Annotated in this window: 9 protein-coding genes; 8 read left to right on the top strand and 1 reads right to left on the bottom strand. The window is 38.6% G+C overall.

Annotated features, from left to right (window positions below; all coding sequences use genetic code 11):
* Nucleotides 1-91 precede the first annotated feature (91 nt).
* The 8 genes from AC3WJF_RS08155 (at nt 92) to AC3WJF_RS08120 (ending at nt 11,751) form a co-directional block, all read left to right on the top strand.
* Nucleotides 92-1,036 carry a carbohydrate ABC transporter permease gene (locus AC3WJF_RS08155; protein WP_492451048.1) on the top strand — a complete coding sequence of 315 codons (945 nt, stop codon included), beginning with the start codon at nt 92-94 and terminating at the stop codon, nt 1,034-1,036.
* 102 nt (nt 1,037-1,138) lie between these two features.
* Nucleotides 1,139-1,879 (top strand): carbohydrate ABC transporter permease, encoded by a 741-nt coding sequence (locus AC3WJF_RS08150; protein WP_492451114.1) that lies wholly within the window; start codon nt 1,139-1,141, stop codon nt 1,877-1,879.
* Between the two features lie 27 nt (nt 1,880-1,906).
* Nucleotides 1,907-3,634, top strand: a complete 1,728-nt coding sequence (locus AC3WJF_RS08145) for an amylo-alpha-1,6-glucosidase (RefSeq protein ID WP_492451046.1) — start codon at nt 1,907-1,909, stop codon at nt 3,632-3,634.
* Nucleotides 3,635-4,411 (top strand): SDR family NAD(P)-dependent oxidoreductase, encoded by a 777-nt coding sequence (locus tag AC3WJF_RS08140; RefSeq protein ID WP_492451044.1) that lies wholly within the window; start codon nt 3,635-3,637, stop codon nt 4,409-4,411.
* A gap of 56 nt (nt 4,412-4,467) precedes the next feature.
* Nucleotides 4,468-5,856: an aminomethyl-transferring glycine dehydrogenase subunit GcvPA gene (gene gcvPA, locus AC3WJF_RS08135; protein ID WP_492451042.1), complete on the top strand. Its 1,389-nt coding sequence runs from the start codon at nt 4,468-4,470 to the stop codon at nt 5,854-5,856.
* Between the two features lie 14 nt (nt 5,857-5,870).
* A complete protein-coding gene (gene gcvPB / locus AC3WJF_RS08130) occupies nt 5,871-7,454 on the top strand; it encodes an aminomethyl-transferring glycine dehydrogenase subunit GcvPB (protein WP_492451040.1) in 1,584 nt (527 codons plus the stop codon).
* 36 nt (nt 7,455-7,490) lie between these two features.
* Entirely contained in the window at nt 7,491-10,541 is a 3,051-nt protein-coding gene (gene ebgA, locus AC3WJF_RS08125; RefSeq protein WP_492451039.1) for a beta-galactosidase subunit alpha, read from the top strand.
* Between the two features lie 232 nt (nt 10,542-10,773).
* Nucleotides 10,774-11,751 carry a Gfo/Idh/MocA family protein gene (locus tag AC3WJF_RS08120; protein WP_492451037.1) on the top strand — a complete coding sequence of 326 codons (978 nt, stop codon included), beginning with the start codon at nt 10,774-10,776 and terminating at the stop codon, nt 11,749-11,751.
* Nucleotides 11,752-11,967: 216 nt separating this feature from the next.
* Here AC3WJF_RS08120 and AC3WJF_RS08115 read toward each other — a convergent pair whose 3' ends face one another.
* Nucleotides 11,968-12,207, bottom strand: a complete 240-nt coding sequence (locus tag AC3WJF_RS08115) for a hypothetical protein (RefSeq protein ID WP_492451035.1) — start codon at nt 12,205-12,207, stop codon at nt 11,968-11,970.
* Between the last annotated feature and the right edge of the window lie 151 nt (nt 12,208-12,358).

Here is a 12,358-nt window from a genome sequence, read left to right as displayed (position 1 = left end):
AACAATCTTTGCGAAAACAGCCAAGTAAAAAATGTATAAAGACTCTGCATTTATCAAGATGCGGAGTCTTTACAACAGGAGGAAATGATCAATGAAAGCCAATTTAAGTGTTGGAGAAGGATATATCCCCCTAAAGGTAAAAAGGAAGAAAAAAAAGGGGAAGCTGACACCATATATATTTATTTCACCGTGGATTATCGGATTCTTAGTCTTTACATTAGGACCGCTCATTTTTTCCCTTATCGTTAGTTTCTATGATTGGCCGATTGTTGGCGAGAAAAAATTCATTGGGTTATCAAATTATATCACGATGTTTACAGATGATCCCTTATTTTGGCACTCCTTATGGGTCACAGTGAAATTTGCTATTTTCTTTGTTCCTTTAAATATTATTCTCGCATTATTGTTAGCCATATTATTAAATCAAAAAGTAAAGGGTAGTTCATTGTTTCGAACATTCTTCTACGTTCCATCTGTCATCTCCGGAGTAGCACTTGCCATGATCTGGGGATCGGTTTACGACGGTCAATACGGAATACTTAACTATCTTTTATCTTTAATTGGAATTACTGGACCGGATTGGCTAAATAACACAAGCTCGGCATTGGTAGCAATGGTTATAGCCAGTTTATGGGGACAAGGTACCATGATGCTTATCTTTTTAGCGGGGTTAAAAAACATTCCTCAAGAGTTATATGAAGCCGCAAAAATTGATGGGGCAGGAAGGATTCACCAATTCTTTAAAATTACAGTGCCTCTGCTAACCCCCACCATTTTATTTAACTTAATTATGACCATTATCGGTGCATTTCAACAACTGACTCTAGCATTGGTATTAACAGGCGGAGGACCACTTCAGTCTACCTACTTTTATGCAATGTATGTATACGAAAATGCCTTTAAATATTTTAAAATGGGATACTCCTCCGCAAATGCGTGGATCATGTTCCTTATTGTATTGGGGCTGACAATGCTTGTGTTTAAATCATCCAGTATGTGGGTGTACTACGAAAATGAAGTAAAAGAGAATAAATAGGAAGGGGTGTCATCTGTGAATGCACAAAACAGAATACAAAAGGGTTTTACTTATGGATTATTGATTGTACTATCTATTTTATTTCTTGCTCCATTTTTTTGGATGATTACCACTGCATTAAAAGCACCCGACGAACTGTATCAATTTCCGCCTAAACTACTGCCTACGCATTGGCATTTTGAAAACTTTGCAAAGGCGTGGAATAGCCAGCCATTTAATCTTTTCTTACTAAATAGTGTGATTGTTACCGTACTAACGACGATTGGACAGGTCTTTTCATCAACCCTCGTAGCCTATGGGTTCGCGCGTTTTAATTTCAAAGGAAGAGATTTTTTATTTGTCGTTCTTTTAGCGACCATGATGATCCCATGGGATGTAACAATGATTCCGCAATACATGGAATTCAATATGTTTGGGTGGATTAATACATTAAAGGCATTGATTGTACCATCATGGTTCGGTTCAGCCTTTTATATCTTCTTATTACGACAATTCATTATGTCGATTCCAAAGGAATTAGATGAGGCTGCAAGAATGGATGGTGCGAATTCTTTTCAAATTTATTATAAGATCTATCTGCCATTAGTTTGGCCTGTCATTGTTTTAATAGCAGTATTTAATATACTAGGAAGCTGGAATGACTACTTAGGTCCATTAATTTTCTTGAACGATCAAAGCAAATATACATTAACACTTGGTTTGTCCCAATTTAAGGGTGTTCATGATGTGGATACTAATGGGGTAATGGCTGTTACCTTCTTAATTAGTATTGTCCCGCTTGTGTTGTTCTTCTTAGCGCAAAAGAAGATTGTCGAAGGTGTACAGTCTACAGGATTAAAATAATGAAACCATAAAAAGGAGGCAATCAGGATGAAGATTGAACAAATGAAGATTCCGTTCAGCCGCTTTGGATCTTACCTAGTTATATCCCCTATTCATAACAGGGGGAAACAACAGCCTTCATTATATATTCGTCATATCCGCGGTGGCGATGAAAAAGATCATGCCTTATTTAAAATCGAGCTTTATCGTGATGATAAAATGCTTGATATTGAAATGGAATGGGCACCACACGTATTAAAACTGTATTCACCGGAAGATAAAGAATGTACGGTGGAATGCTGTTTTAGTTCGGATACCTCGATTCGAATCAAGGGAGCCAATGTGACTGTCAAATTAACAGGGAATGTAGGTGCATATGATTATGCATTACCTTTTCCTGATCATACATGGGAGATTAATAGCTTTTTACAAGAAAGACGGTTCCGACTGATTCCTTTAGACGGGACGTTAAGGGTGGATGCACCGTTTGAGGTAGATAAAAGCAAATATATTACCGTGCATTGCGAAGCGAATGAATCTAGTGGTAATTTCGATTTCGCAATTTCCGAATATAAGCTTGTTTACGAACCGGAGAAAAACCTTAAGTCTCCCTTTTCAGAAAATGTCGCACAAGTAGAATCAGAGTTTAAAAAGTGGAAACAAAAAACATTAAAGGTTCCAGTTGAATATAATAATGGCTTTGAGTGGGCCTCTTATATTACTTGGTCATGTGTCGTCAATCCTGATGGCTTATTAACAAGACCAGCTATGTATATGTCGAAGAACTGGATGACTAATATTTGGAGCTGGGATCATTGCTTTAATGCAATGGCATTGATAGAGCATCAACCTGAACTTGCATGGGATCAATTTTGCATCTTTTTTGATCAGCAGGATGAAAGTGGGGCATTACCTGATTTTCTAAATAATAAGTGGGGATTATGGAATTGCTGCAAGCCTCCTATCCATGGCTGGACATTAAGGTGGATGATGAGACATTCCCGTTTCATTGATCAAGAAAAATTAGAAGAAGTGTATATGCCGCTCGTACGTTGGACCAATTGGTGGTTCTCTTATCGTGATGACGATATGGATGGAGTTCCCCAATATAATCATGGAAATGATAGCGGTTGGGATAATAGTACGGTTTTCTCAACAGGAATTCCAGTGGAAACTCCTGACTTGTCGGCATTTTTAATCATTCAAATGGATGTATTGGCCAAGGTGGCTGAGCAACTTGGAAAAACAAAAGAAGCAGATGAATGGAAACGACGTGCGGATGAAATGTTTTATAAAATGATGGATCATTTCTGGACTGGTAAGGAATTCAGGGCATGTCTTTCACATTCCCATGAGCCAATAGAATCGAATAGCTTATTACTCTATATACCTATTATATTGGGAGATCGTTTTACGGAGGAGCAAAGAAAGAACCTGATAGATGGATTAATAAATAATTCAACATTCCAGACGGAGTTTGGCTTTGCTACTGAATGCATAGATAGTAAACATTATAAGGATGATGGATACTGGCGAGGTCCTATTTGGGCACCGTCCACAATGCTTTTAATCGATGGATTAATGGCCTGCGGTGAGGAAGGCTTAGCCAGAAAAACAGCCGAAAACTTCTGTAGGATGGCAAATCAGTCGGGAATGTCGGAAAACTTCAATGCTATTACTGGTGAGGGCCTTAGAGATCCAGCATTTACATGGACGTCTAGTGTATTTTTGTTAGCAGGGCAATTAATAAATGAGAAGAAGGAAGGGGCGGAATAAATGATTCGTGATTATTTTCAGGTAAAAGACAAAGTTTGCGTAGTAACGGGTGCAGCATCAGGGATAGGTCTTGCTACAGCCAGCCTATTAGCAGAGGTTGGGGGAAGAGTCATATTACTCGATATCCAAGAAGAAAATGGGCAAAAAGCCGCAAGTAATCTTGTTGAACAAGGCTTTACAGCTGAATTTATAAACTGTGATGTAACAAGTGCAGCTGATTGTCAGAAGGTTCAACAGCATATAAAAAAAGAGTATGGAAAACTTCATGTCCTTTTCAACAATGCAGGTGTTATTAGACGGAAAAATGTAGTGGAACTAGAGGAACATGATTGGGATATCGTATTAGATGTTTCCCTTAAAGGTGTTTATCTTCTATCAAAATATTTAATTCCCTTAATGGCGAATACTGGTGGCGGAAGTATTATCAATACAGGATCCGGTTGGGGACTAAAAGGCGGGGACCAAGCAGCAGCTTATTGTGCCGCAAAAGCCGGGGTTGTGAACTTAACAAAAGCAATGGCTATTGACCATGGACCGCAAAATATACGTGTCAATTGTATTTGCCCTGGTGATACAGATACACCTTTATTACGTGATGAAGCGAAACAATTAAATCTAGTAGAGGATGCATTTTTAGTATCCTCAGCGGTCGACCGACCTTTAGCAAGACTTGGAACCCCTAGAGACATAGCGAATGGAGTATTATTTCTTGCCAGCGATTTAGCTTCTTGGGTAACCGGTACAGAGTTAGTGGTAGACGGCGGCGGGTTAGCATAGGTATAGGTCCAGATAAATATTTTTGTAGTTTCTATTATTCCAAGGAGGTAAAGTATATGTCACCTAAAGTACACCCATATATTCCAAATACAGTACCAGAAGTGCAGCAAACAATGTTAAAAGATATTGGCGTAAATTCTGTCATGGAATTATATGAATGCATTCCAGAGGAGCTCCATTTAAAGGAGAAAATGAAGCTGCCCAAGGCACTTACAGAATATGAATTGCGTCGGCATATAGAAGAAACCCTTAGCCAAAATATTAGTTCAAAGGAATACTTGAATTTCCTAGGTGCGGGATGCTGGCAGCATTTTATTCCAGCTGTTTGTGATGAGGTGAATCAGCGTTCAGAATTTTTAACGGCTTACGCAGGGGAACCTTATGAAGATCATGGTCGTTTCCAAGCCCTTTTTGAGTATCAAAGTTTAGTAGCGGAATTAGTTGATATGGATGTAGTCAATGTTCCAACGTTTGATTGGGGGCAGGCAGCTGCCACATCCATTCGAATGGCTGCGCGAATTACGAAGCGGAAAAAAGTGCTATTAGCCAAAACAGTAGCACCTGAAAGACAAAAAATCATCATGAATTATGGAACACCCGATTTGGATTTTGAGTTTGTCGATTTCCAATTGGATTCCGGATTGTTAAATTTAGAAGACTTGAAATCACAATTAAATGATGAGGTAGCGGCATTTTATTTTGAAAATCCATCCTATCTAGGATTTATTGAGACACAGGGTGCAGACATTTCCAAACTATTGAAGGAAAATGGAACATTGATGGTCGTTGGAGTGGATCCAATTTCACTAGGTGTTTTAGCTCCCCCTAGTCACTACGGTGCAGATATTGTATGCGGAGATTTGCAGCCACTCGGTATGCATATGAATTTCAGTGGTGGCCAAGCAGGATTCATCGCAACAAATGATGATCCAGTATTTGTTGCGGAATATCCATCCCGCCTCTTTGGAATTGTTCCTACGATAAAGGAAACAGAATACGGATTTGGGGACGTGGCTTACGAACGTACATCTTTTGCCCTTCGTGAGAAAGGAAAAGAATCCGTTGGGACACAAACTGCGCTATGGGGAATCACGGCAGGAGTATATTTATCCCTAATGGGGCCGAATGGGATGTATGAGGTAGGTCAAGCCATCATGCAAAATAGCCAGTATGCAGTGGAACAATTAAACAAAATTAAAGGGGTAACAGGTTCACGTCTGCAATCTTCCTATTTTAAGGAATTTGTTGTCGACTTTAATCAAACTGGTATGACAGTCGAGGAAATCAATCAACGGCTTCTGGAACAAAAAATATTTGGCGGAAAAGATTTATCTGAAGAATTTCCGGAGCTTGGGCAGAGTGCACTGTATTGTGTTACGGAGGTCCATACGAAAACGGATATTGATCGTTTCGTTCAAATCATGAAAGAAATCATTGGTAAATAGAAAGGAGCCTAAAAATGAAAGTCATTCAAAGTAATCTGGAAAACAATAAAGAATTTCATCAAGCTAAGTGGAATGAGCCAATCATATTTGAACTTCATCAATCGGGAGAAAAGGGCGTAGAAGTACCACCTGTTGATGATCAAGTTATTGAATTGATTGGCGATGGAGTTTCTGCAATTCCTATTTCCATGCAGCGGAAGGATAAACCACAGCTTCCGGAGATTGGTCAAGCACGAGTATTACGTCATTATCTTCGACTTTCACAGGAAACACTTGGATCTGATTTTAACGTGGAGATTGGACAAGGGACATGCACGATGAAATACATACCGAAAATTAACGAATTACTAGTTCGGGATCCAAAAATCACGGAGCTTCATCCGCTACAACATGAAAGCACTGTACAAGGAATGCTAGAGATATTCCATAAGCTTGATTTATGTATGAGAGAGATTTCAGGGATGGATTATTTTTCATTCCAACCAAGTGCAGGAACACAGGCTTTATTTACGATGGCTTCCATCGTTCGGAAATATCATGAAGTTCGTGGCGAGGCAGATATGCGGGATGAAATTATTACAACGATTTTTTCTCATCCATCACAAGCAGCAACGGCTGCGGTAAAAGGATATAAGGTGATAACCCTACATCCTGATGAAGATGGTTTTCCGGATATAGAAAAGTTAAAAGCGGTCGTATCAGAAAGAACAGCCGGTTTTGTTGTGGCTAATCCTGAGGATACCGGGATATTTAATCCAAAGATTAAAGAATTTACAAAGATTGTTCATGATGCAGGTGGAATTTGTTATTATGACCAAGCTAATGCGAATGGACTCCTAGGGATTACAAGAGCTAAGGAAGCCGGGTTTGATATGTGTTTCTTTAATCTTCATAAAACCTTTGCCGCACCGCATATGTGTGGCGGACCTGCGACTGGAGCCTTGGGTGTTATAGAAGAATTAAAGGAATTTTTACCGGCACCTATTGTGGAGTGTAAGGATAGACACTATTTCTTGAATCATGATTTAAAGCATTCCATAGGTAAGGTCCGTGCCTTTCATGGTGTTGCCCAAACCGTTCTTCGGTCTTACGCATGGATTCGTGCATTGGGAGCGGAAGGATTAAGGGAAGTAGCGAAAACCGCTGTTTTAAACAATAATTATCTGTACCACCATATAGTAAAAATTAATGGTGCAAGTGCCCCATATGTAAAAGGTCATAGACTGGAACAGGTTCGTTATAGCTGGGAACAACTGACGAAAGAAACGGGCATCACAACGGAGGATGTGCAAAGAAGGATGACTGACTTTGGCTTACATTACTGGACAAGTCATCATCCGTATATTGTACCGCAGCCATTCACATTAGAACCTACAGAATCTTATTCGAAAAAGGATTTAGATGAATATATTTCAGCATTACAACAAATTTCAGATGAAGCCTATGAAAATCCTGAGATAGTGAAAACGGCGCCTCATCAAAGCACAATTCATCAAATGGATGAGCAGGATTATTTAGATAATCCAACGAAATGGTGTATTACATGGCGTTCCTATCAAAAGAAAGTCTTAGGAAATGAAATCATTACAACACATTAAAAGCAGTGGGCAGATCCCTGTGTTAGAGGTGAAAAAATGAAAGCTCCAACATTTACGATAAACGATATACAAAACCAAAACCTTCTTCACCGTAACCGTCAAAAGCCAAGAGCCCATTTCGTGTCATTTGGATGCGAAGAAGAGGCACTTACATTGACTGGAAAAATGTCAAAAACGGTTCAAACCTTGAATGGAAGCTGGAAGTTTTTCTATGCGGAACATCCATTAATGATCACGAAGAATTTTCATTTGGAAGACTTTGATTCTACTAATTGGGATGACATTCAGGTTCCGGGAATTTGGCAATTACAAGGCTACGGAAAACCGCATTATACGGATTTATATTATCCATTTCCTGTTAATCCGCCTGTTGTGCCTGCGAAAAATCCAACAGGCTGTTACCGAAGAAGCTTTGTTCTCCCGAGTGACTGGAACGAACATAACATTCATTTAAGATTTGACGGTGTGGATAGTGCTTTTCATGTTTGGGTAAATGGAGAGGAGGTTGGCTTCAGTCAAGGAAGCCGTCTGCCTTCCGAGTTTGATATTACCCCCTATATCAAAACCGGGGAAAATGTTCTGGTTGTTCAAGTATACCAATTCAGTGATGGTTCCTATATAGAGGATCAGGATATGTGGTGGCTAAGTGGAATTTTCCGTGATGTCTCCCTCATCTCCATTCCGAAGTTACATATTCGAGATTTTTTTGTGAAAACAGAATTGGACCAGGATTATCAGGATGCAAACATAGAAATTAAGGTTGAAATCAAGAATACTGAGGATCAAGAGAAATATTGCTCTTTATTTTATAAACTTTTGGATAAAGGCAATTGTGTGATGGAAGGGGACATTTCCCATCAGCAAATTGATCCCGGAAAAGAAACGTCACTTTCTATTAAAGAGACTATTTTTTCACCAAGAAAGTGGTCTGCAGAAGATCCCTATTTATATACATTTTTGCTGACGTTAAAAAATGAGCATGGTGATGTGGTTGAAGTGGTACCTTATCGAATTGGTTTTCGTTCCATTGAAATCAAAGATGGAAATTTAAAGGTGAACGGAACCACTATCATGTTCAAAGGTGTTAATCGCCATGAACATGATCCAGATACGGGGAGAACGGTTTCTTATGAGTCTATGAAAAATGATGTAATCATGATGAAGCAGCATAACATCAATGCGGTTCGAACTGCTCATTACCCGAATGATCCAAGGTTCTATGATTTATGTGATGAATTCGGTCTTTATGTCATTGATGAAACAGACCTGGAATGTCATGGTTTTGAATTATTGGGGGATGCCAATCGCTTAAGTGATGATCCTGAATGGGAAACGGCCTATGTGGAACGATTAGAAAGAATGGTGGAAAGGGATAAAAATCATCCTAGTATTATTATGTGGTCCCTTGGAAATGAATCAGGATTTGGCCGTAATTTTGAGGTGATGTACCGTAGATGCAAAGAACTTGACCCAACACGTGTCGTGCATTATGAGGGAGACCGTGAGACAAAAGCAGCGGATATTTATAGCACGATGTATTCATCCGTTGAGAGAATCGTAGGCTTTGCAAAGGAAGAAAACTGGACAAAACCGCATATTTTATGTGAATATGCCCATGCAATGGGAAATGGTCCGGGGGGATTAAAGGAATACTGGGATGCCTTTTACCAATATAAACGTCTACAAGGTGGATTTGTTTGGGAATGGGTCGACCATGGATTGCGCAGGAAGACAGACGAAGGAAAGGAATACTTTGCATATGGCGGGGATTTCGGGGATGAGCCTAATAACGGTAATTTCTGTATGGATGGTCTTGTGAATCCTGACCGAATCCCGTCACCTGGACTATATCAATATAAAAAGGTGATTGAGCCCGTAGCGGCAACCGTATTGGATATCAAAACAGGAAGAATTCAATTCGAAAACCGATACAATCATCTATCCTTGGATCATCTTCAATGTACTTGGAGTTTGACGAAGGATGGAGATATAGTTGATAGTAAAATAGTAAAATTACCGGAAATTAAGGCTGGAGAAATGGGCGTCCTAACCATACCTTACATGGATCAATCCCTTTTAGCTGACAGGGATTACTGGTTAAATCTTTCCTTTACCTTAAATGAGGATACATCCTGGGCGGATAAGGGGCATGAAGTTGCTTGGGCACAATTCTTCATCCCGGCGGAAACGAAAGCGGAGGAAGTGACAGAGACGAAATCCTCGCTTCCAGTTGCCATTGAATCAACGGATACTCATTTCATCATTAGTGGAAAAAGCTTCGACATCGAATTTTCAAAAATAGACGGACAAATAACGTCATGGACATCACAGGGGCACACCATTATGGAACAGGGGCCGAAGCTGAACCTATGGAGAGCCATGACAGATAACGAAATGTACATGGTGAAAGAGTGGAAGGAAGCTTATCTTCATATGTTGGAACATGATTGTAGACAGGTAGAATGTCTTCAAATCAATGATACAACCGCAAAAGTTCGAGTGGAGGCAATTGTAGCACCACTAGTAGTGGACTGGGGTGTGAATGTGCTTTATGAATATATGATTGATGGCAGCGGACAGATTCAATTATCCGTTTCAGGCAAGCCTTACGGGAAACTTCCTGAAACATGGCCAAAGATTGGGCTTGAGATGCGGATACCAAAAGAGATGAGTCAAGTGAAATGGTATGGAAGAGGTCCTTGGGAAAGCTATCCAGACAGTAAACTTGCCTGCCCATTCGGACATTATGAAATGACGGTCGATGAATTATTTTTTGCCTATGAATATCCGCAGGAAAACGGTAATCGTAGTGATGTAAAATGGGTACAATTCCAACAAGAAGATCACGCGGGTCTTTTGATAAAAGCTGATCATGCCTTAAACTTTAGTGCTTCTTATTATACGAAAGAGGATATCGAAGAAGCGAAACATCACTATCAAATGAAGAAACGTGACTATATAACCTTAAACATAGACCATCAGCTAAACGGAATTGGAAGCAATAGCTGTGGCCCAAGACCATTCCCGGAATATCAGCTTAGACCTAATGACTTTGCATTTAAAATTCATTTTATAGCTAAAGGATAAAAAGGCCCATTCGGAAGCTATGCTCCATTTTGGAGATTTTATTTGGATTAACCATGCTTAATTTTAGAGGGATATCTGTAAATTCTCACATGGGGGACGGCTCGCCGTCCCCTGTTTTTCCTATTTTAAATGCCAGTGATATAAATAAATTAATTTCTCAACGTGTATCACCAGATAACATTATGTATACTTATGAAGGATTCATTATTGATTAGAGGAAGAAGGGGATATTGTGAAATTTGGTATAATTGGGACAAACTTTGTTTCTGATTGCTTTATTGATGGAGCAAAGCAAGTAGATGAATGTGAAGTTGTAGCTGTCTGCGCCACCTCTTTAGAATCCGCCGAAAAATTTGCAAATAAACATGGTATACCAAATTACTTTGGATCCTATCAAGATATGTATGAAAGCAGATTAATTGAAGCTGTTTACATTGCTGTCCCTAATGGATTACATAGTGAGATTAGTAAATACTTTTTGTCTAGAAAGATTCCGACATTTTGTGAAAAACCTTTAGCCAGCAATATAGCCCAAGTAGAAGAAATGATTGCCTGTGCAACAAAAAGCGAAACTTACTTACAAGAAGGATTAATGCCTTTATATAATCCTAATTTTAAAATTGTTAGAGACAATTTATCTTTAGTAGGAAAGATACGTCAAGTAACCTTTAATTTTTCAAAATATTCATCTCGATATGACGCATATCTACGAGGAGAGAATCCTACTACATTTAGAAGTGAATTATCCAATGGAGCAATAATGGATTTAGGGGTGTATGTTATAGCTGATTGTATTGGATTATTTGGTATACCAAAATCTATAAAAAGCACAGCAGCTTTACTAGATACAGGTGTAGATATAGCTGGAAGCAGTATACTAGAATATGATGGCTTTATAGCTACTTTGTCTTATTCTAAAGCTAGCGATACAAATAATATCTGTGAGATTTGCGGTGAAAAAGGGATACTAACAATTGATCAGCCTAGCCAACCACAGAAAATCATATTTAAAGATAGAAAAACACAAGAAGAAACAATATTAAGTATTAAACCAAAAGAAAACTTCTATTATGAAATTAATGAAATGATCACTCGAGTAAAACAAGGTTATATTGAATCCTCTAGTGTTCCCTTTAAAACATCATTAACTATTCATCGTATTTTAACAGAATGTAGAAAACAAGCGGGAATAAAATTCCCTTGTGATTAGGAAACAAGGGGACGGTTCTTGTGTTTCACAGCAAAAAGAAGACTACTGTGTGTGATTAATGGGTTCGGTTGATGGGTGGAAAAATGATGAAAACAATGTAAATGACAACCCAATTAGCAAATATTTTAACAGTAAATTTGCAATATTATTGGCAAGCAAAAACGCTCAGATTTGGGGGTAACCACCTTTTTCTGAGCGTTTTTTAGAGTAATAATATTATTGGGTATAATGCTTTACTTCCTCCCATTTAGCATCTGGATTATCATTATCTGCTTTTTTATAAATTTGTCCACTGTCTGTGTCATATAAATACATCCAACCATCATTCACGATTAACTCATAATGCCCATATGAAGAATTGCTTGAATTGCTTGAATTTAAAGCAGGCAAATTTAGTCCAACATTATTAATAGCATCTGAGATGGACTTAGATGCTATTACAATACTAATACTCAAAATCACAATTGAACAAAATAGAAATAACCATTTTTTATTATCCAGTTTTTTTCTCCCCTTTTCATCATTACACAATCTATAAATTTACTTTGTCATAAAAAATTCCAATTTCCTTCAAAAAACAAGTTCGCTTCGTATTAAGAGAACTACC

Source organism: Heyndrickxia sp. FW510-T9 (assembly GCF_058781025.1).
Note: the sequence above shows the minus strand (reverse complement) of the source record. Positions and strands in the feature narration are given on the sequence as shown.

What these genes read in the sequence shown, in the direction of transcription:
- AC3WJF_RS08145 (WP_492451046.1), top strand. Translation starts at nt 1,907, where the DNA reads ATGAAGATTGAACAAATGAAGATTCCGTTCAGCCGCTTTGGATCTTAC.
- gcvPB (WP_492451040.1), top strand. Translation starts at nt 5,871, where the DNA reads ATGAAAGTCATTCAAAGTAATCTGGAAAACAATAAAGAATTTCATCAA.
- ebgA (WP_492451039.1), top strand. Translation starts at nt 7,491, where the DNA reads ATGAAAGCTCCAACATTTACGATAAACGATATACAAAACCAAAACCTT.
- AC3WJF_RS08155 (WP_492451048.1), top strand. Translation starts at nt 92, where the DNA reads ATGAAAGCCAATTTAAGTGTTGGAGAAGGATATATCCCCCTAAAGGTA.
- gcvPA (WP_492451042.1), top strand. Translation starts at nt 4,468, where the DNA reads ATGTCACCTAAAGTACACCCATATATTCCAAATACAGTACCAGAAGTG.
- AC3WJF_RS08140 (WP_492451044.1), top strand. Translation starts at nt 3,635, where the DNA reads ATGATTCGTGATTATTTTCAGGTAAAAGACAAAGTTTGCGTAGTAACG.
- AC3WJF_RS08150 (WP_492451114.1), top strand. Translation starts at nt 1,139, where the DNA reads ATGATTACCACTGCATTAAAAGCACCCGACGAACTGTATCAATTTCCG.